Annotated in this window: 23 protein-coding genes; 9 read left to right on the plus strand and 14 right to left on the minus strand. The window is 70.7% G+C overall.

Features of this window, described 5'->3' with window-relative positions:
- Nucleotides 1-169 precede the first annotated feature (169 nt).
- The 4 genes from npdG to ACFYPM_RS23770 form a co-directional block, all read right to left on the minus strand.
- Nucleotides 170-868, minus strand: coding sequence for an NADPH-dependent F420 reductase (gene npdG / locus ACFYPM_RS23755; RefSeq protein WP_387200778.1), 699 nt, complete (start codon nucleotides 866-868; stop codon nucleotides 170-172).
- Nucleotides 869-955: 87 nt separating this feature from the next.
- Nucleotides 956-2,386 carry an RNB domain-containing ribonuclease gene (locus ACFYPM_RS23760; RefSeq protein WP_387200781.1) on the minus strand — a complete coding sequence of 477 codons (1,431 nt, stop codon included), beginning with the start codon at nucleotides 2,384-2,386 and terminating at the stop codon, nucleotides 956-958.
- Between the two features lie 83 nt (nucleotides 2,387-2,469).
- Nucleotides 2,470-3,336: a histone gene (locus tag ACFYPM_RS23765; RefSeq protein ID WP_387200784.1), complete on the minus strand. Its 867-nt coding sequence runs from the start codon at nucleotides 3,334-3,336 to the stop codon at nucleotides 2,470-2,472.
- A gap of 82 nt (nucleotides 3,337-3,418) precedes the next feature.
- On the minus strand, nucleotides 3,419-3,622 hold the full coding sequence (locus tag ACFYPM_RS23770) for a hypothetical protein (RefSeq protein ID WP_357244995.1): 204 nt from the start codon (nucleotides 3,620-3,622) through the stop codon (nucleotides 3,419-3,421).
- Nucleotides 3,623-3,798: 176 nt separating this feature from the next.
- Between ACFYPM_RS23770 and ACFYPM_RS23775 the strand changes: the two genes are divergently transcribed.
- Entirely contained in the window at nucleotides 3,799-4,296 is a 498-nt protein-coding gene (locus tag ACFYPM_RS23775) for an NUDIX domain-containing protein (protein ID WP_387200786.1), read from the plus strand.
- A 3-nt stretch (nucleotides 4,297-4,299) separates the two neighbouring features.
- On the opposite strand, the gene ACFYPM_RS23780 is transcribed toward ACFYPM_RS23775, so the two are convergent.
- Together ACFYPM_RS23780 and ACFYPM_RS23785 are read right to left on the minus strand one after the other, a co-directional pair.
- Complete coding sequence (locus ACFYPM_RS23780; protein ID WP_387200789.1) at nucleotides 4,300-5,250, minus strand: hypothetical protein; 951 nt, start codon at nucleotides 5,248-5,250, stop codon at nucleotides 4,300-4,302.
- Nucleotides 5,244-5,576, minus strand: a complete 333-nt coding sequence (locus tag ACFYPM_RS23785) for a PadR family transcriptional regulator (protein ID WP_387200792.1) — start codon at nucleotides 5,574-5,576, stop codon at nucleotides 5,244-5,246. Before ACFYPM_RS23785 ends, ACFYPM_RS23780 begins: the two co-directional genes overlap by 7 nt.
- Nucleotides 5,577-5,650: 74 nt before the next feature.
- Here ACFYPM_RS23785 and ACFYPM_RS23790 point away from each other — a divergent pair, with 74 nt between their 5' ends.
- Together ACFYPM_RS23790 and ACFYPM_RS23795 are read left to right on the plus strand one after the other, a co-directional pair.
- Nucleotides 5,651-6,295, plus strand: coding sequence for a GrpB family protein (locus ACFYPM_RS23790; protein WP_387200795.1), 645 nt, complete (start codon nucleotides 5,651-5,653; stop codon nucleotides 6,293-6,295).
- 392 nt (nucleotides 6,296-6,687) lie between these two features.
- Nucleotides 6,688-6,900: a hypothetical protein gene (locus ACFYPM_RS23795; protein WP_387200798.1), complete on the plus strand. Its 213-nt coding sequence runs from the start codon at nucleotides 6,688-6,690 to the stop codon at nucleotides 6,898-6,900.
- On the opposite strand, the gene ACFYPM_RS23800 is transcribed toward ACFYPM_RS23795, so the two are convergent.
- The 3 genes from ACFYPM_RS23800 to ACFYPM_RS23810 all read right to left on the minus strand — a co-directional run bounded on the left by ACFYPM_RS23800 (nucleotide 6,887) and on the right by ACFYPM_RS23810 (nucleotide 10,047).
- The gene (locus tag ACFYPM_RS23800) at nucleotides 6,887-7,828 is read right to left on the minus strand and encodes a redoxin family protein (RefSeq protein ID WP_387200800.1); all 942 of its coding nucleotides are present in this window, start codon (nucleotides 7,826-7,828) and stop codon (nucleotides 6,887-6,889) included. The two genes, ACFYPM_RS23795 and ACFYPM_RS23800, sit on opposite strands and share 14 nt — an antisense overlap.
- The gene (locus ACFYPM_RS23805) at nucleotides 7,829-9,055 is read right to left on the minus strand and encodes an epoxide hydrolase family protein (RefSeq protein WP_387200803.1); all 1,227 of its coding nucleotides are present in this window, start codon (nucleotides 9,053-9,055) and stop codon (nucleotides 7,829-7,831) included. It abuts the gene before it with no gap.
- 155 nt (nucleotides 9,056-9,210) lie between these two features.
- The gene (locus ACFYPM_RS23810) at nucleotides 9,211-10,047 is read right to left on the minus strand and encodes an SDR family oxidoreductase (protein ID WP_387200806.1); all 837 of its coding nucleotides are present in this window, start codon (nucleotides 10,045-10,047) and stop codon (nucleotides 9,211-9,213) included.
- Nucleotides 10,048-10,167: 120 nt separating this feature from the next.
- On the opposite strand from ACFYPM_RS23810, the gene ACFYPM_RS23815 reads away from it, so the two are divergent.
- Both ACFYPM_RS23815 and ACFYPM_RS23820 read left to right on the plus strand, forming a co-directional pair.
- Entirely contained in the window at nucleotides 10,168-10,761 is a 594-nt protein-coding gene (locus ACFYPM_RS23815; RefSeq protein ID WP_387200811.1) for a TetR/AcrR family transcriptional regulator, read from the plus strand.
- A 186-nt stretch (nucleotides 10,762-10,947) separates the two neighbouring features.
- Nucleotides 10,948-11,874 (plus strand): expansin EXLX1 family cellulose-binding protein, encoded by a 927-nt coding sequence (locus ACFYPM_RS23820; protein ID WP_387200814.1) that lies wholly within the window; start codon nucleotides 10,948-10,950, stop codon nucleotides 11,872-11,874.
- Between the two features lie 444 nt (nucleotides 11,875-12,318).
- Here the strand turns inward: ACFYPM_RS23820 and ACFYPM_RS23825 are convergent, their stop codons facing one another.
- The 4 genes from ACFYPM_RS23825 to ACFYPM_RS23840 are packed head-to-tail and all read right to left on the minus strand — an operon-like array spanning nucleotide 12,319 to nucleotide 13,695.
- Entirely contained in the window at nucleotides 12,319-12,726 is a 408-nt protein-coding gene (locus tag ACFYPM_RS23825) for a MerR family transcriptional regulator (protein ID WP_387200817.1), read from the minus strand.
- Complete coding sequence (locus ACFYPM_RS23830; protein ID WP_387200820.1) at nucleotides 12,723-13,079, minus strand: hypothetical protein; 357 nt, start codon at nucleotides 13,077-13,079, stop codon at nucleotides 12,723-12,725. The genes ACFYPM_RS23825 and ACFYPM_RS23830 overlap by 4 nt, the downstream gene beginning before the upstream one ends.
- A 56-nt stretch (nucleotides 13,080-13,135) precedes the next feature.
- Nucleotides 13,136-13,411 carry a hypothetical protein gene (locus ACFYPM_RS23835; RefSeq protein ID WP_387200823.1) on the minus strand — a complete coding sequence of 92 codons (276 nt, stop codon included), beginning with the start codon at nucleotides 13,409-13,411 and terminating at the stop codon, nucleotides 13,136-13,138.
- The gene (locus tag ACFYPM_RS23840) at nucleotides 13,408-13,695 is read right to left on the minus strand and encodes a hypothetical protein (protein ID WP_387200826.1); all 288 of its coding nucleotides are present in this window, start codon (nucleotides 13,693-13,695) and stop codon (nucleotides 13,408-13,410) included. The genes ACFYPM_RS23835 and ACFYPM_RS23840 overlap by 4 nt, the downstream gene beginning before the upstream one ends.
- A gap of 387 nt (nucleotides 13,696-14,082) precedes the next feature.
- Between ACFYPM_RS23840 and ACFYPM_RS23845 the strand changes: the two genes are divergently transcribed.
- From ACFYPM_RS23845 to ACFYPM_RS23860, 4 genes are all read left to right on the plus strand, one after another.
- Complete coding sequence (locus ACFYPM_RS23845; RefSeq protein ID WP_387200829.1) at nucleotides 14,083-14,889, plus strand: helix-turn-helix transcriptional regulator; 807 nt, start codon at nucleotides 14,083-14,085, stop codon at nucleotides 14,887-14,889.
- Nucleotides 14,876-15,067 carry a DUF397 domain-containing protein gene (locus ACFYPM_RS23850; RefSeq protein ID WP_387200832.1) on the plus strand — a complete coding sequence of 64 codons (192 nt, stop codon included), beginning with the start codon at nucleotides 14,876-14,878 and terminating at the stop codon, nucleotides 15,065-15,067. Before ACFYPM_RS23845 ends, ACFYPM_RS23850 begins: the two co-directional genes overlap by 14 nt.
- A 40-nt stretch (nucleotides 15,068-15,107) precedes the next feature.
- Entirely contained in the window at nucleotides 15,108-15,548 is a 441-nt protein-coding gene (locus ACFYPM_RS23855; RefSeq protein WP_387200835.1) for a glyoxalase superfamily protein, read from the plus strand.
- A gap of 93 nt (nucleotides 15,549-15,641) precedes the next feature.
- Nucleotides 15,642-15,953 (plus strand): hypothetical protein, encoded by a 312-nt coding sequence (locus ACFYPM_RS23860; protein WP_387200838.1) that lies wholly within the window; start codon nucleotides 15,642-15,644, stop codon nucleotides 15,951-15,953.
- A gap of 24 nt (nucleotides 15,954-15,977) precedes the next feature.
- Here the strand turns inward: ACFYPM_RS23860 and ACFYPM_RS23865 are convergent, their stop codons facing one another.
- Nucleotides 15,978-16,616: a class I SAM-dependent methyltransferase family protein gene (locus ACFYPM_RS23865; protein ID WP_387200840.1), complete on the minus strand. Its 639-nt coding sequence runs from the start codon at nucleotides 16,614-16,616 to the stop codon at nucleotides 15,978-15,980.
- Between the last annotated feature and the right edge of the window lie 82 nt (nucleotides 16,617-16,698).

The following is a 16,698-nucleotide window of genomic DNA, read 5'->3' on the forward strand; positions in this document are numbered from 1 at the left end:
CGGCCCCCCGGGCGCGGCCCCGCGGGCGGGGCCCCCCCCGGGGCGCCCGCCGGCGGGGCCCCCCCGGGCGGGGTTTAACCCCCGGGTTTTTTTGGGGGGGGGGGGGCCGGGGCCCCCCCCCCCCCCCCACTTCCCGGAAGCCGAGTGGATCACGCCGCGCTGAAGCCGATCAGAGGTCGGTGACGCGGATGCCGGCGTGTGCCTTGTAGCGCTTGTTGATCGCGATCAGGTTGGCGGTGAACGCCTCGATCTGGTGGGCGTTACGCAACCGGCCGGCGTAGATGCCCCGCATCCCCGGGATCCGGGCGGCGAGCGCGCCGACCACGTCGACCAACTCGCGGTCCTCGGTGCAGATCAGCACGTCCAGGTCGATCCGGTCGATCTCCGGATCGGCCAACAGCGGGGCACTGACGTGATTGAACGCCGCGCAGACCCGGGAGTCGGGCAGCAACGCGGCGGCCTGCTGCACGGCGCTGCCCTCGGCCACGGTCAGCGCGTACGGACCCTGCTTGTCGAAGCCGAGCGGGTTGACGCAGTCGACGACGATCCGGCCGGCGAGTGGCTCGGCGAGGGCGGCGACGGTGGCGGCGTGCCCATCCCACGGCACCGCGATGATCACCACGTCACTGCGGCGGGCCACCTCGTCGTTGGCCGCGCCCGTGACACTGCCGGTGGCCGCCACACCGGGCAGGGCGGCGATCTCGGCTGCGGACTCTGCGGCCCGCTCAGCGTTGCGGGAGCCGATCAGCACCGTCTGCCCGCCCCGCGCGAACCGGTAGGCGAGCCCTCGCCCCTGGTCGCCGGTCCCACCGATGATGCCGACCGTCAGCCCGGACACGTCGGGCAGCGTGCTCGCGTCGTATGCCATGGGTTCATCCTCGCAAACCGGCCGAGCCGGCAGCGGCGCGGAGCACTGTGACGATCCCCGCTGAGCCGGGCCGCCGCGCCGGCGGGGTCAGGCCAGCTCGAACATCACCGTGCGGGCCGTCGGGTCGGCGGTGACCAGTCGGACGCGGACCCGTTCGCCGAGCGGCAGTTGGCCGAGGCAGCGGGCGCGTACCGGCGGGGCGTCCAGCGCGACGGTGCCGCCCGGTGGTCGCGGGCGGGACTTGCCGTTGGGCGGGGCGTCCACGTCCAACACGGCCGCGTCGAAGGTCTCGCCCACCCGGTGCTCCAGCACCGCCGCCTCGGCCAAGTCGACGGCTCCCCGGGCTGCCGCCGAGGCGACCCGGTCGGTGCTGGCCATCACCTCGGGCAGCCGGGGCAGCGCGGCGCGGGCCCAGTCGGGCACCGGAAGGCCCGCGTGCAGGGCCAGGCAGACCTCGGTGGCGTACCGGTCGGCCAGACGCCGCAACGGCGCCGTGACGTGGGCGTACGTGGCTGCCACGCCACCGTGTTCCGGGTGCTCCGGCAACTCCCCGTCGAAGGCGGTGTACGCGGCCCCACGCATCAACTCGGCCGCCTGGTCGATGAACGCGGCGGCGCGCGGCTGGGAGGCGTCCAGACCGGCGATCACCTGACCCGGGGCCACGCCGTCCGGCCACTGCACACCCAGCGGCGCGGCGGCGGCCCGCAGCCGCTGCACCGCCTCTGGTTTCGGCGCCGGCATCGTCCGCAGCAACCCAACCCGGCCGGCCAGCATGATGTCGGCGGCGGCCATCCCGGTCAGCAGGGAGATCTGCGCGTTGTGCTCCTCCATCGGCACCGTCGGACGCAGCACCAGCCGCCAGCCGTCGCCGTCGGGTTCCAGATCCTGCTCGGGCAGCGGCAGGTTGATGGCGCCCCGGCGCAGCCCTCGGGCCGTCAGCCGGTCGCCGATCTCGGGCAGCAGTGCGATCGGCTCGGGCAGCCGCCCTGCGTCGGCCGCCGCCTGCACCCCGGTGTAGTCGAGTTTGGCCCGGCTGCGGACCAGGGCACGTTCCAGCTCGACGGCCACGGTGCCGCCGTCGGCGTCCAGGTCGATGGTCCAGACCACCGCGGCCCGGTCGTCGTCGGGAAGCAGGCTGGCCGCGCCCTCGCTGAGCGTGCGGGGGTGCAGCGGCACGTTGCCGTCGGGCAGGTAGATGGTCTGCCCGCGCCGCCACGTCTCCGCCTCCAGCGCGCCGCCCGGGGCGACGTGGGCAGCGACGTCGGCGATCGCGTACCGCACCCGGTAGCCACCACCTGTCCGCCGGGCGAGGTGCATCGCCTGGTCCAGGTCGCGGGAGGTGGCCGGATCGACCGTGACGAACGGTATGTCGGTGCGGTCGACGGGCGGCCGAGGCGGCGCTCCGGCCGCCTCGTCGGCCTCCCGTTGGGCGTCGGCCGGGAACTCCTCCGACAGGCCGAGTTCGCGGCGCAGCGCGCCGAAGTCGATGCGGGGCGCGAGTACGCGTCGAATGACCACGGGTCAATCCTGACAGCGCCGCCGGTGATCCGCTTCCCGTGACCGGCCGAGATGTGTCCCCGGCGAGCCGGGGCGACAGGTGCTCAGCCGGTTGCCTTCCGGGCGGTGCTGCGCGTACTCCGGGGGGCGGTGGCGCGGGCGGCGGCAGGGCGGGCCGGTGACGTGCGGGCGGTGACCTTGCGGGCCGGGGCCTTGGCCGCGACGGTCTTCTTCGCCGGGGCCTTCTTCGCCGCCGCCTTGCGCGCGGTGGCCGACGACGTGCCCGTCGCCTTCGCGGCCGGGGCCTTCTTCGCCGGGGCCTTGCGGGCGCCGCCGCTGGGACCGGTCGACGCGGTCTTCTTCGCGGGCGCCCTCTTGGCGGCCGTCTTCGTCGCCGCCGTCCTCTTCGCCGCTGTCTTCTTCGCGGCGGAGGCCTTGGTCGCGGTCTTCCGCGCCGGCGCCTTGGCCGCGGCGGTGGTCCTCTTCGCCGCCGCGGCGGTGGTCTTCTTCGCGGCGCTGGTGGTCTTCTTCGCGGCGCTGGTGGTCTTCTTCGCCGCCGCGGCGGTGGTCTTCTTCGCGGCGCTGGTGGTCTTCTTCGCCGTGCCCGTGGTCTTGTTGGCGGCGACGGTGGTCTTACGCGTCGCCGACGCCGGTGCCCGCTTCGCCGCAACGGTCGTCGCGCGGGTGGTGGTCTTCTTCGCGGGGGCCTTCTTCGCCGCCGTACTCGTGGCCTTGGTCGTGGCCTTCTTCGCCGGGGCCTTCTTCGCCGCCGTGGTGGTCTTCTTCGCCGGGGCGCGCCCCGCGCCGCTGGCGGCCTTCCGGGCCGGAGCCTTCGCCGCCGCCGCACCCGCGGTGGACTTGCGTACGGGGGTGGTCCGGCTCGCCGCCGTGTTCCGCTCGGCCGCGGCGGTCTTCTTCGCGGTGGTGCGTCGGACGGTCGGGCGGGTGGTGGCCTGCTGTGCTTCGGCCATCGTGGTTCCCTCCTTGGGGACGTGCTCTCGCGTGCGTCCTCGCGGAGCACGAAATACCTCGGCGCGGGACGTCCCGCACCGTCTACTTGTCCTCCCCGGCCCAACGAGCGTCCTCGGCATCCCACGCCTCGTTGCGCTCCTGCACTCGTTGCAGGGCGTTCTCCGCGTCGGCCGCCGAGTTGTACGGGCCGAGAACGTGCTTCGCCGGACACACGTTGGCGTCCGTCTCGACCCGGTGATGCCGGGTGCACCAGTAGAACTGCCCACCACGTTCGCTGTCGCTCATGGGAATCACTGTGCACCGCGAACCGGCAGGCCGCCACCGGATCGCACAAGTCGCCGACCCTCTCCACAGTAGATATGCATGGCGTTCGTCGGGCCGAAACGACGAAACGCGTGGGACTGAAACACCAGAAGATGCGCAGGTGAGCCCCGCTGTGGGCGCACATCTATGATCGTCGGATGGCGACACCGGACTACATCGTGGGGTTGCGCAAGCACGTCGGTCACGACCTGCTCTGGCTGCCGAGCGTCAGCGCCGTCATCCGCAACGACGCCGGTGAGCTGCTGCTCGGCCAGCGCGCCGACGACGGGCACTGGTCGGTGATCAGTGGCTTCGTCGAGCCGGGCGAGCAGCCGGCCACCGCGCTGGTCCGCGAGGTACGCGAGGAGACGGGCCTGGACGTCGCCCCGGTGCGGATGTCGAGCGCCGTGTCACACCCGCACACGTATCCGAACGGGGACCGCTGCGAATACCTCAACCTGGGGTTCCTGTGCCGGCTGGTCGCCGGCACCGCCCGGGTCAACGACGACGAGTCGCTGGCCGTGCGGTGGTTTCCGCTGGACCGGCTGCCCGAGCTGGACAAGCACGCCCTGCTGGTCATCGCGTACGCGCTGCGCGAGAACCAGCTGGCCGGTTACCTGGAGCCGGGTACGACGTGGGACGACGTACCCGACTGAGGTTCACACCGGGGTCGGCGCGAGGGCGACCGGCGCGACGGGCGCCGACCGGGCCGCCCGGATGGTGTACGCCAGCGCGTACGGCGTGCAGGCCAGGTAGAGCATGGGCTCCACCAGCACCCGGTTGGTGATCAGGAAGATCTCCCAGTCGATGGGCCGGGGCAGGCCGAAGTTCCAGTCCGTCCAACAGGCGAAGAGCCACAGCGGCGCGGAGATCGGGTCGATGTGCTCCCGCGCGTGGATCGTCGGCCCCGCGCCGATCGCGGTGGGGTACGTGTCGAGGACGACGAGGATCACCGCGAGGTCCGCGGCGACGAGTGCGCCGAGGACGCCCACCCACCAGGCGGCGCGGAGGCGACCCCGGGCGGCGAGGCTCGCCGCGGCCCAGAGCGCGAGGGTCAGGCCGGCCAACCAGAGCAGCAGACCGGGTACGGCGGCCAGGTCCTCGGGGCCAATGGCGTGCATGAGCAGGATGACGGTCGCACCGACCGGGAGCACCACGCCGAGCGCGATGCGCAGCGGGCCGTCGAGTGCGGTGTGCCGGGCCCAGCGCGCGGCGAACACCGCCAGCAGGACCGCCAGCCCGACGGTCAACGCCGCCCAGAGCGGTTTCTGCGCCCGCTCCAACCAGTCCGGCCCCGTCAGCCAGATCTGGGCCCGGTACATGACGGTCCCGCCGCCGAGCACGATCGCGACGCAGGCGAGCGGGGACAGCAGTAGTGCGGCGGCGCTGCGGCCGGCCCGACCACGCAGCAGACTGCGGTCGACGAGTGGGGCACCGGCACGGCTGACGGCCAGGCTCGCCGCGAAGCCGAGCATCGTCGTCCAGCGGCCGCTCTCGGCGAGGACCTGCAGCTCGGCGACCCACTCGCGCCGCAGGTCGTCGCGAACGTCGGCCGGCCAGCGGCGCGCGGCCAACGCCAGCAGCAGCTCGGCGGCCCGTCGGGTCACCACGCCGGTGCCCCGGTGGGCTCGGTGCCGCCCCAGGAGCGGCGACCGTCGGGGATCGCGGCACGCAGGTCGGCAAGCGCCTGGCGGGCCTGCGCCACCCCTTCGGCGGTGAGGCGGTAGTAGCGGCGGGCCGGTCGGCCCGCCGCGACGGGGTCGATGGCCTCCCAGTCGGCGGCCAGCCAGCCGGCCCCCTGCAACCGGTGCAGCACCGGATAGAGGGTGCCGCTGGGCAGGCCGGTCAGTCGCATCAGGTCCAGCCCGTAGCGCTGTTCGTCGGGCTCGGCGAGCAGCGCCGCGAGCACCTTCGCGACCGGAATGGTGATCCGCATCCGACCACTGTATCGGGACTCTACATAGGGTGGAAGTCGTATCCTGGCGGACTTTACGTCGTCGGGAGGTTGGCGTGGCCGAGCATCCGCAGGACGTCGTGCACCGCTTCCACGGCACCCCCGAACAGGTCGACGCCGGCCTGGTGGGCGAGCTGCCACGGACGTGGGAGTCCATCGTCGTCGAGGAGTACGACCCGGCCTGGGCGCAGCGGTTCCTCGCCGTCCGGTCGTCGCTCACCGAGGCGCTGGGTGGGCTGATCATCAGCCTGGAACACGTCGGGTCCACGGCGGTGCCGCGGCTCGCCGCCAAGCCCGTTGTCGACGTCGACCTCGTCATCGAGGACACCGGCGAGGAGTCCGGCTACCTTCCCGCCCTGGAACGGCTCGGCTACCGGCTCGTCCTGCGGGAGCCCTGGTGGCACGGGCACCGGATGCTGCTCAGCCCCGCCGAGGACGTCAACCTGCACGTCTGGCCGCAGGGTGCGCCGGAACCGGTCCGGCACCGGCTCTTCCGCAACTGGCTGCGCGCGCACCCACACGACCGGGAGTGGTACGCCGCGACCAAGCGCCGCATCGCACGGGACACCGCGCACCGGCCCCGCGACTACAGCCTGGCGAAGAACGACGTCATCGACGAGATCTACGCGCGCATCTTCGCCGCCTCGGACGCAGCAGCCGAGGTCGGGCAGCGGGGCGGAACGACCCGGGCCGACGGTTGATAATCCTGGCGGTCGCTCTGCCAGAAAGAGGGGCCTTCGATGCACAGCACCACAACGGCGGCGGCGAGGTGTGCAACCTCATGGGCTCGCCGCGTACCGCGGCCCTCAATTTGGCCGAACTGCTGGGCAAGCGGGTGGTCCTCGACGTACGCCAAGGGCAACCGGTCCCGCTCACCCTCAGGTGAGCGCATCGGCTGATCATCCTGGAGTCATCAGGAACAGTCGAAGCGGTAGTCGAACGGCCTGGTGGGGCAGGCGGTGCAGACGAAGAGGTAGATCCCGCCGACGTCGCCCAGCATGAGCCGCTCGGGTTCTGCATCTACGACTACGGTCCTGCACGAGCTGGCCCATCGACAGAAGGACGAGTTGCTGCTGTGGGACAGCTCGGTGCGATGACCGACGACCTCACGCTCGCCGACCTCACGCTCGCCGACGAGATCGCCGCCCTGCTGCTCGAAGCCGACGGCGGCGACGAGGCCGCGGAGAAGGCGCTTGTCGACCGGTACGCGACCGACAACCGACTAGGTCCCGGCGCTCGGATAAGCACCCCCTCACCGGTCTTCGGCGCGGTGGGCGCTGTCGATCTGCCCGTCAGCCGAAGGTGAAGGCGTACGCCTCGGCGCCGGGCTCGTCGAACGTGATCTCCAGGGTCCGCTCCCGGACCGCGCCGTTCTGGCGGATGAGCTGGTGGAGCCGGCCGTCCGTCAGCACGCCGTTGCCGGCCTCGTCAACGTCGACGCCGTGGGACGCGCCGGGAGGCGTCCCGTCGAGCAGCACCCGGAACGGGATCGGCTGTCCCGCCCCGGGGGCCAGCACGAGATGCGCGTCGCGGGCGTGGAACCGGAAGGCGATGCCGCCGCCGGCCCGGTCGAGCACGACGTTGTCCGACCCGATCGTCCACTCCCCCGCCAGTGCCCACTGGTTGAGGCCGAGGCTCTCCGGCACCTGGTAGGCGCGGCGCTCGTCGAGCGCCGGACCGTTGGGCGACGCGAAGTGTTCGCCGCGACTGAAACCGAGGTACGTCTCGGGCGTGCGCAGACTGCCCCAGTCGGCCTCCGCCTCCGGGCCGAGACCCGTCACGGGTACGGGCTCGCGCTCGATGCCGAGCAGTTGCTGGAGCACCCGTTCGGACTGCTCGTAACGCCCCTCGCCGAAGTGCTCGTCGCGGATCACCCCGTCGGTGTCGACGAAGTACAGCGCCGGCCAGTACTGGTTGGCGAAGGCGCGCCAGATCGCGTAGTCGTTGTCGACCGCGACCGGGTAGTCGATCGATCGGGCCGTCACCGCCCGCCGCACCCAGTCGATCTCGTGCTCGAAGCCGAACTCGGGGGTGTGCACCCCGATGACGACCAGTCCGTCGTCGCGGTAGGCCTGCGACCAGGCCCGCACGTACGGCTCCTGGCGCAGCCAGTTGATGCAGGTAAGCGTCCAGAAGTTGACCAGGACGACGCGCCCTGCCAGGTCGGCGGGGCCGAGTGGCTCGGAGTTGAGCCACTCGGCCGCCCCGTTCAGCGGGGGCAGGTGCACGGCCATCTAGCGCAGTGACCGGAAGGCGGTGCGAAGCTCCTCGGAGAAGATTTTCGGCTGTTCCCAGGCCGCGAAGTGCCCGCCCTTGTCGAGCTTGTTGAAGTAGATGAGGTTGGGGTAAGCCTGCTCCGCCCAGCTCTGCGGCGCCTCGTACAGCTCGTCGGGAAAGACACTCACGGCGACCGGGATGGTCACACCCTTGGCGGCGAAGAACGAGAGCTTGTTCTCCGCGTACAGCCGTGCTGCGGAGACCGCGGTGTTCGTCAACCAGTAGAGCGAGATGTTGTCCAGGATGTCGTCGCGGGTGAGACCCGCCGTGGCCCCGTCGAAGACCTGCGCGATCAGGGCCAGGCTCTTCGCGTCGTGGTCGAGCAGGAAGGACGCCAGACCGACCGGGGAGTCCGCCAACCCGGTCAGCGTCTGCGGACGCGTCGCCATCATGAGGGCGTACGCGACGTGCTTCCAGACGTAGTTGACCTCCTCGGCAGCGCGCATCTCGTCGGCGGACAGGCCGGACGGCAGCGAGCCCATGGCGTTGTTCGCGCCGGTGGTGTCGCCCTGGAACAACAGGTCGATCTCGGGTGGGACCGCACCGGGCATGTTGGTGTGGATGCCGAGCAGTTCCGGCGGCGCCTGCTTACCCATCTGGTCCACGATGACCGCGCCCCAGTCGCCGCCCTGGGCGACGAACCGCGAGTAGCCGAGACGCTTCATCAGCTCGGTCCAGGCGGTCGCGATCTTCTCCGGGTTCCAGCCCGACTCGGTCGGCTTGCCGGAGAAACCGTGGCCCGGCAACGACGGGATCACCAGGTGGAAGGCGTCCGACGCACTGCCACCGTGGGCGGTGGGGTCGGTCAGCGGTTCGATGATCTTCATCTGCTCGATCACCGATCCGGGCCACCCGTGGCTGACGATGAGCGGCAGCGCGTCCTCGTGCTTCGAGCGCACGTGGATGAAGTGAATGTCGACGCCGTCGATGGTGGTCATGAACTGCGGTACGGCGTTCATTCGCGCTTCGACCTTGCGCCAGTCGTACTCCTTCTCCCAATAGCGGGCGACGGCCTGAATGGTGGCTAGTGGCACACCCTGCGACTGGTCGTTCACTGTTTCCTTGTCCGGCCAGCGGGTGGCCGCGATGCGCCGTTTCAGGTCGTCCAGGTCCGCCTGGGGAATGTCGACCGAGAACGGCCGAATCTCCGTGGTGCCGGGGCGAGTCTTGGTCTTGACAGCCATGCGCGTTCCTCTCCGTATAGGTTTGCGCCTCGTGAGGGGAATCATGGGGTGAAGGCACTGCCCGGACCTGTGTGCCAATTCGAGATGGGCACGCCGGCGCCATACCTCGGAGCCTAGAACGCCGCGCCCCGGGCTCGTGGCGATACGAGAGTCCCTCAGTTGTCGGGTCCGGGGGCGGGCACCGCGTGCTCGGCGGCCCGGCTGACCTGTTCCCAGCCCGCCCAGGTGTCCATCCGCCGGCGGGCGATGTCGAACGCCAGGTCGTACACCATGCTCCCGAGCAGGAGCCGCAGCGGCGGGTCGTCGCTGTCGACCAGGCGCAGCAACGCCTCGGCAGCCAGCCGGGGCTCGCTGTCGATCGATCCCTCCGCCCACTGTCGTTCCAGTTCGGCGCGCAGCGGCGCGTAGTCCTCCATCGGAGTGGTGGCGTTCAAACTGGTGTAGAGGTCGGTCCAGTAACCGCCCGGCTGCACGATGCTGAGTGTGATGTCGAAGGCGGCCGCCTCCATTGCCAACGCCTCGCTCATGCCCTCCAGGGCGAATTTGCTCGCGCTGTACATGCCGGTGCTCGGAAAACCGCCGAGCGCGGCGATGCTGGACACCTGCACGATGTGGCCGGACCGTTGGGCGCGCAGGTGCGGCAGCACTGCCTGACTGACCCACAGCGCCCCGAAGAGGTTGACCTCGAACTGGGCTCGCGCCTGCGCCTCGGTGAACTCTTCGACCATTCCCATGGACAGGGTCCCGGCGTTGTTGACGACGATGTCGAGCCGTCCGAAGTGCTCGACGGCGGCGGTCACGGCGGCGAAGACCGCCGCCCGGTCGGTCACGTCGAGGGTCAGGGCCAGCAGTCGGTCGCCGTACCGCTCGTCGAAGTCGTCCCGGGCGATGGTCCGAGCGGCGGCGACCACCCGGTCCCCACGGTCGAGCGCCGCGTCGGCGAAGGCGCGGCCCAGGCCGCGGCTGGCACCGGTGATGAACCAGGTACGCATGCGTGTCTCCACTTCTCAAGCGAGACGAGACGGTCCGTCTCGTTCTGAAGGAGATTAGGCCGCACTGCTCCGGCCGTCAAGACGAGACGGTTCGTCTCGTCGCTGATATCGTGGTGTCCCATGACGCCCAACACGGCCCGCCGGAGAGAGACCTCCCGACGCGCCATCCTCACCGCGGCCTTCGACCTGCTCCAGGAGATCGGGTACGCGAAGGTCAGCATCGAGGGCATCGCCGCGCGCGCCGGCGTCGGCAAACAGACCATCTACCGCTGGTGGCCGTCCAAGGGCGCGGTCGTCTTCGACGCCTTCCTCATGCTCAGCGAGGCCACCGATGGTGGGCCGCCGACGTTGCCGGACACCGGCGACCTGACCGCCGACCTGACCCTGGTGCTCCGCGCCACGGTCGAGGAGATGAACGATCCCCGCTACGAGCAACCAATGCGCGCCCTGGCCACCGAGATCGCGCTCGACCCCGAGCTGGCGTCCGCCTACGCCGAACGCCTGGACGGGCCGTTGAAACAGGCCAAACGGCAGCGCCTGCGCAGCGCCCAACAGGCCGGTGAACTCGCCGAGGACATCGACCTGGACGTGGCGGTCGACCTGATCTGGGGACCGTTGTTCAGCCGATGGCTGCACCGCAGCGGCCCGCTCACCGCCGAGTACGCCGACCTCGTCGTCACCACCGCCCTGAGCGGACTGCGACCCCGCCCATGACAATCGCTTGATCCACTCGGCTTCCTTGAAACCGGCCCATCCCAGGCCGCAGGAGACCCCGCGTTCCTTGAAACCGAGTGGACCAAGGCAGGGGCGTACGCGGATTGCGACCCCGCCGGCGCGACGAGTGACGGATCGCCCGACAGTTTTGCGCTGCCCCGCCATGCTGCGGCAACATCAGGCGCCGTGACGGCACCAGACGCGGTTCCCGAGAACAACCCCCCGGTCGGCACCAACGGCACGCCCCGGTCGCGTCGGCGGGTCAGACACCTGTTGGCCGGTGCCGGGGTCACCGCCCTGGCCGCCGTCCTCGGCATCACCCTCGCCGTCCGCGGCGGCGCCACCCCGGCCTGCGCCGCGCCACCGACGGGAAACACCGTCCACAAGGCAAAGGCCAGCTTCTACGACGCCGGCCGCTCGGGCGGCAACTGCTCCTTCCCGGGTCCACCGGCAGACCGGCTCTACGTGGCCGTCGGCTCGTCGGCGTACTCCGGGTCCGCGGCCTGCGGCAGCTACCTGGACGTCACCGGCCCGAAGGGGACCGTCCGGGTCATGGTCATGGACCAGTGCGGCGGGTGCGGGACCGGCAAGATCGACCTCTCCGACGAGGCGTTCGCCAAGATTGCCGACCGGGCGCAGGGCATCGCGCAGGTGACGTACCGGGCGGTGGTGAACCCACCGCTCGACGGCGGCCTCACCTTTCGGATGAAGGGCGGCACCTCGCGGTACTGGTTCGCGGTGCAGGTCGGCAACCACGGCAACCCGCTCCGGTCGGTGGAGGCGAAGGGAGCCGGCGGCGGCTTCCGCAAGGCGGCCCGCCAGAGTGACAACTACTGGGCCGTCGAGGGCGGCCTCGGCCCCGGGCCGTACCGCATCAGGGTCACCGACGTGTACGGGCGCCAGGCGACCGCCACCACCATCCGGATGGTCACGAAGCAGGTCCAACGCAGCACGGCCACGCTCGCCGCCCCCACGCCCACGCCCAGCAGTTCGCCCGCTGCCCCACCGTCCCCCAGCGTCGCGCCCTCGCCGACCCCGTCCGAATCGGTCGCGCCAACGGCCTCCGTCGAAGCGCTCGCCGGTGCCGCCCCGCTCAACGCCCCCCGCTGCTGACCCACCCACCCTTACCTGCCTCGGTCACGGCATCGGGGCGAGCCGGGGTCTGCGGACCGGTACGTGCCTCTTCCCCGCCACGCTGTTTCGCCAGGGCAAGGGCCAGGGCTGTGTCCACGACGGTGAGTGACGCCATGGCAATCGCGCCCGACCGGGCCCGACGGTTACCGTCCGGGCGGTTGGCCTCCACTGCGTAGCAGCCGGTCAGCACAAGATTCAAGGCGGCCCACGCCGCCATCCACGGCCAGCGAGGACGCCCGAGCAAAACACCAGAACCAACAACGAGATCAGTCAGACCGACCGCTGTGGCCAGCACGGGGCGGTCGGCCAACCCGAGGGCTGCGGGGCTGCGTCGTGGCATGGCCGTCAGCACCACACCGAAGCCAAGGGTCACTACACCTACTGCGTTGCCTCGGCTTCCCGTCCCGACGTTGATCCATCCGATCACCGCACAGGCAGGGGGCAGCAGGAGCTTTCGGCGCAGGCGACCAGGTCGTCACAACCGGCCGAGATGGCGTCCCGAAGGGTGTCGCGGATGACGGTCAGGTCCGCCAGCCGCTGCTCGACCTCGATGAGCTTCTCCCTGGCACGCGCCTGAAGGCCGGTGTCGGACCGGCCCCGGTGCCGGCTGGCGTCGAGCAGGTCGGCAACCTCGTTCAGGGTGAAGCCCAGGCGTTGCGCGGTCTTGATGACCCGCAGCAGGGTGACCGTCTCGGCCGGGTACAGCCGGTGCCCGCCCGGCGACCGCTGCGGCGAGTCGAGCAGGCCCCGGCGCTCGTAGTAGCGCAACGTCTGCTGGTTGACCCCTGCCGCCTCGGCCAGTTGACCGCTGCGCAGGCTCGACCCGGTCACCGCTGATTCCGCAGAGACACGGCCCGTGCGGCGAGGGCGTCGAGCACGTCGACGTGGGCCGCCGGCACCCGGACGTCCAACGAGAGCGAGTCGGGACCCGACCGGGAGAGGCCGAACGTGAAGAACGAGCAGCAGGACGACTCACGGGCCGTCAGGTCCCGCGCCATCTCCTCGACCCGCGCACCACCGTCGAGCCACAACCGCAGATGCCGCGCCGTCAGCCGGTCGAGGCCCCGCAGCGCATCGGTGCAGAACTGATCGAACTCGGCGAGCCGCAGCGGCCGTTCAGCCGTCGGGAGGGTGCAGGCCTCCGGCAACCAGGCGTCGTCAGTCGTGAGGTGGCGATCACTCATACCGTCGACGGTAAGCCTGTACCCAGGTATCAGATGCAAGCCCGAAGCGTCGGACCTCAGCCTCGACCGGACCGGCGAGGCCGTCGGGCCAGGGACAACCATCCGAGGAACCGGGCGTGCATCGCCGGCAGGTTCGGGCGCAGACCCAGACCGTGTACGTCGTCGATCGCCTCGTGCATCGACGCGGCCAGGTAGAACGCCAGGGCGATCGAATGACCGTAGAACTCGGCCGCGAGATCCAGTTGAGCCGGGCCACACGGCCAGGGTGCGGCGCAGTTGCGGCACAGCCACGCCGGGCGCATCGGCAGATGTGGGCGAGGGCGGGCAGTCATCCGACCCGCACCGCACCTCGGCGGACCGGCCGATGCCTGGTGGGCTTGGCCGGTGCGGCGGGCTGGGCCTGGAACCGTACGCCCGCACGCAGCACGTACAACTCTCGCCGCGCCACCGCGTCGCCGGCGGCGTTCAGCTCGTACCCCTCGATCCACACCCAACCGTCGTACGTGTGCCGCTCGGGCAGTTCCCGGATCACGCGCACGAAGATCGGGCGCAGGAACTGCACGCTCGCCGCCGTGCTCAGGAGGACCACGTCGCCGGCCTTCATCGTCGCGATCACCACAACCCCCAGGGGTAGCGGCGCACGCCCGAACGCCGGACGTGGAGAGTCATCGACTCGGGCGACCAGGAGGCTTTTGGCGCGGCCGGGTTCGTGGGCTTGGGCATCTCGGGTTTGGGCTTGTCGGGTTTGGGCTTGTCGGGCACGGTCTCCCCCTGGTGTCTGCTGGGAAAGGGGCCGCTCCCGTGAGTGCTCGCCCGCCGGGAGCGGCCCCGCTACAAACGCGACCGCCGGACCTCGTGATCGCCCGGTCGCGCCGCCTGGTGACACTCTGCTGTGGAGGCGACTACGCTCGATAGGTGTCTCCGGCGTCCGGGTTGACCTGGCAGAACACGCTCGCCCGATGGGGAATCCCAGGAAGCCGATCTCCGATCTGAGGAGCGTTGCATGGCCGATGTGCCAAGTCCCCTAGCGGACTTCATCGTGAGTGAGATCCGCCGCGCTCGTGGAGCGTCCGGGATGACCCAAGAGGCGTTCGGCCGGGCAGCGGGCTTCAGCGCGTCGCATGTCAGCGCCGTGGAGAGCGGCACCCGGGCGCTGACGATCGACTTCATCCGAGGAGCGGACCGCGCCTTCAGTAACGGCGGACTGTTCGGACGATTGGTGGTGAAACTCGGCGCACCGTCGTGGTTCCTGCCGTGGCTGGACGCCGAGCGCGGCGCGCGACAACTTCGCCTCTTCGAGCCACTACTGATCCCGGGGCTGCTCCAGACCGAGAACTACGCCCGCGTGGTGATGCGCCTCAACGACCTCATGTCAGCGACCGAGGTAGACCAGCAGGTAAGCGCTCGGATGAGCCGACACAAGATCCTGACCGGTGACACGCCGCCGCAGGTGGTAGCCGTGCTGGACGAATCCACGCTTCGTCGCGCCGGCGAGGAGCACGCCGGCATCATGGCGGAGCAGGTCGCGCACCTCATCACCGTCGCCGAGCTGCCGCACGTTCACGTGCACGTGATCCCGGCGGGAGCCGGCCTCCACATCGGGCTGTCCGGCCCGTTCGCGCTGGCGCGGGCCAACGACGGAACCTGGGTCGGGCACCTCGAAAATCAGCTCGGCGGGATCGTGGTCGACAGCGAAGATGGGCTACATACTCTTCAGACGAGGTGGGAGAACGTGCGAAACGAAGCACTCCCGCGCCGACAGTCCAACGAGCTGATGAAGGAAGTGCACAGCGATCATGGACCTCACTAACGCCACCTGGCGCAAGTCCCGGCGCAGCGGATCGTCGGGGGGCAACTGCGTCGAAGTCGCCGACAACCTGCCCGGCGTCATCGGCGTTCGGGACAGCAAGGACCCTGCCGGCCCGGCACTGACCTTCGGTGCGGCGGCTTGGCGGGTGTTCGTCGCTCAGGTGGCCGAGCGGCGGTAACGGGCGCCCTCTCGTCGCACCTCGGTGCCAGACTGCCGGGATGACCGAACGCCTTGCGCCCGTCCTCCGCACCACGGACGCCATCGCCGCCGCGATGTGGTATTCCCGCCTTGGTTTCGTGCGGCGGTGGGAGCACCGGTTCGCCGCTGACCTACCGCTCTACGTGAGCATCGCCCGCGGCGGGGTGGAGATCCATCTGTCGGAGCACACCGGGGACGCGCGGCCAGACACCCTGTTGTACCTGTACGTCGACGACATCGATGCTGCGGCGGCTGCCTGCGGCGTGGGTGCCGTCGGACAGCAGGACTGGGGACGTGAGTTCGAGGTGGTCGACCCGTACGCGACCTGCTTGAGGTGGCCCTGGCCACGATCGAGGGCATCACCTACACCGACCAGGTCGCCGAGGGCCGTACCGTGGCGCTGTTCCACGAAGCCCGGATCGGCGACCGGCGCCTGTACGAAGCACAGCGCCTTCGCCTAGCCGCCGACGGCCTGATCAGCGAGATCACGCTCTTCATCCACCCTCTGCCGGCGCTGACCCGGCTGATGACCAGGCTCGGCCCCGAACTGGCTGATGCGGCAGTACGCCTCAGCCGAGGTGGTCGACGGGCTGTCGGCTCCGCCGCCCGGTGCGGGATGGCTGTACACGTGGGCGTGGCAGGACCGCACCGCCGGTCGGGTGCGTACCAGGGGATTTCCCCGCCGGGGCGACGGCATCATCGAAGATGGGGCCACCGGCGCGTCCGCGATCGTGCCCACCGCCGAACTGCGCCGCGCGCTGGACATCGGGCAGGGCAAGGGGTCGCAGATCCTGACCCGACCAGGCCCGAACGACCCCGTCGAGGTGGGCGGGCGAGTCGTCCCCGAGGAAATCCGTTCCCTCTAAATGAGCTACGCGGCTACGTAGGCCTCACCCGGCGAACGTGAAGATCCTGCCGCTCGGTGGCGCCTGCCGCGGTGCTCCGTGGAACCGATGGACGCCGACCGAGAACAGCACGTCGGACGGCGCGTGAAAGGCCTCCTCGGCGAAGCCTGCGGCGGCGAACCAGCCGCGGATGGCCGGGGTGAGATCGGGAGCGCGGCGGGTCCTGGTCCAGATCACCGTGGCGTCGGATGCGCACAACCGAGGCAGCGCGTCGACAGTTGCCCGCACGTCTTCGTCGCTGATATTGCCCAGCACCCCGGCGAGAACGACCAGGTCGGCAGGGACAGCCGTCCGGTACGCGGCGAAGTCGCCCGCATCGGCTTCGGTGACGGTGAATCCGGTGAGCTTGGCGGCGGCGACGCCCACCCGGGCGGCGGCCACGTTGCGAGGGTCGTACTCGATCAGCTCCGCGCCTACCCGATCAGCGTCCGACCGGGACGCGAGGGCGCCGATGAGGTCACGCCCCTGTCCCGCGCACACGCTGACCACCCGGAGCGAGGCGTCCGACCGTTGGTCAAGCCAGTCGTCGATGTGCTGCTGCACGAGCCGAAGCCTCCGCGACAACGGTGACGTGTCGTCGTCGTAGGGCAGGTGCCAGTCATGCCAGTCGATAGCGGCGGTCACCGACGCCATGCTGCCACCGCGTGCCTATCTGTTCCACTGCGACGACACCGGCGAGGAGGACCGACGGGATGAGCGGGGCGGC

This window comes from Micromonospora sp. NPDC005203 (assembly GCF_042872705.1).
Taxonomy (GTDB): Bacteria; Actinomycetota; Actinomycetes; order Mycobacteriales; family Micromonosporaceae; genus Micromonospora.

Bases quoted from the DNA above. Each gene is read 5' to 3' on its own strand.
- npdG (WP_387200778.1), bottom strand. From the start codon at position 868: ATGGCATACGACGCGAGCACGCTGCCCGACGTGTCCGGGCTGACGGTC.
- ACFYPM_RS23765 (WP_387200784.1), bottom strand. From the start codon at position 3,336: ATGGCCGAAGCACAGCAGGCCACCACCCGCCCGACCGTCCGACGCACC.
- ACFYPM_RS23770 (WP_357244995.1), bottom strand. From the start codon at position 3,622: ATGAGCGACAGCGAACGTGGTGGGCAGTTCTACTGGTGCACCCGGCAT.
- ACFYPM_RS23775 (WP_387200786.1), top strand. From the start codon at position 3,799: ATGGCGACACCGGACTACATCGTGGGGTTGCGCAAGCACGTCGGTCAC.
- ACFYPM_RS23785 (WP_387200792.1), bottom strand. From the start codon at position 5,576: ATGCGGATCACCATTCCGGTCGCGAAGGTGCTCGCGGCGCTGCTCGCC.
- ACFYPM_RS23795 (WP_387200798.1), top strand. From the start codon at position 6,688: ATGACCGACGACCTCACGCTCGCCGACCTCACGCTCGCCGACGAGATC.
- ACFYPM_RS23800 (WP_387200800.1), bottom strand. From the start codon at position 7,828: ATGGCCGTGCACCTGCCCCCGCTGAACGGGGCGGCCGAGTGGCTCAAC.
- ACFYPM_RS23805 (WP_387200803.1), bottom strand. From the start codon at position 9,055: ATGGCTGTCAAGACCAAGACTCGCCCCGGCACCACGGAGATTCGGCCG.
- ACFYPM_RS23810 (WP_387200806.1), bottom strand. From the start codon at position 10,047: ATGCGTACCTGGTTCATCACCGGTGCCAGCCGCGGCCTGGGCCGCGCC.
- ACFYPM_RS23815 (WP_387200811.1), top strand. From the start codon at position 10,168: ATGACGCCCAACACGGCCCGCCGGAGAGAGACCTCCCGACGCGCCATC.
- ACFYPM_RS23830 (WP_387200820.1), bottom strand. From the start codon at position 13,079: ATGAGTGATCGCCACCTCACGACTGACGACGCCTGGTTGCCGGAGGCC.
- ACFYPM_RS23835 (WP_387200823.1), bottom strand. From the start codon at position 13,411: ATGACTGCCCGCCCTCGCCCACATCTGCCGATGCGCCCGGCGTGGCTG.
- ACFYPM_RS23845 (WP_387200829.1), top strand. From the start codon at position 14,083: ATGGCCGATGTGCCAAGTCCCCTAGCGGACTTCATCGTGAGTGAGATC.
- ACFYPM_RS23850 (WP_387200832.1), top strand. From the start codon at position 14,876: ATGGACCTCACTAACGCCACCTGGCGCAAGTCCCGGCGCAGCGGATCG.
- ACFYPM_RS23855 (WP_387200835.1), top strand. From the start codon at position 15,108: ATGACCGAACGCCTTGCGCCCGTCCTCCGCACCACGGACGCCATCGCC.
- ACFYPM_RS23860 (WP_387200838.1), top strand. From the start codon at position 15,642: ATGCGGCAGTACGCCTCAGCCGAGGTGGTCGACGGGCTGTCGGCTCCG.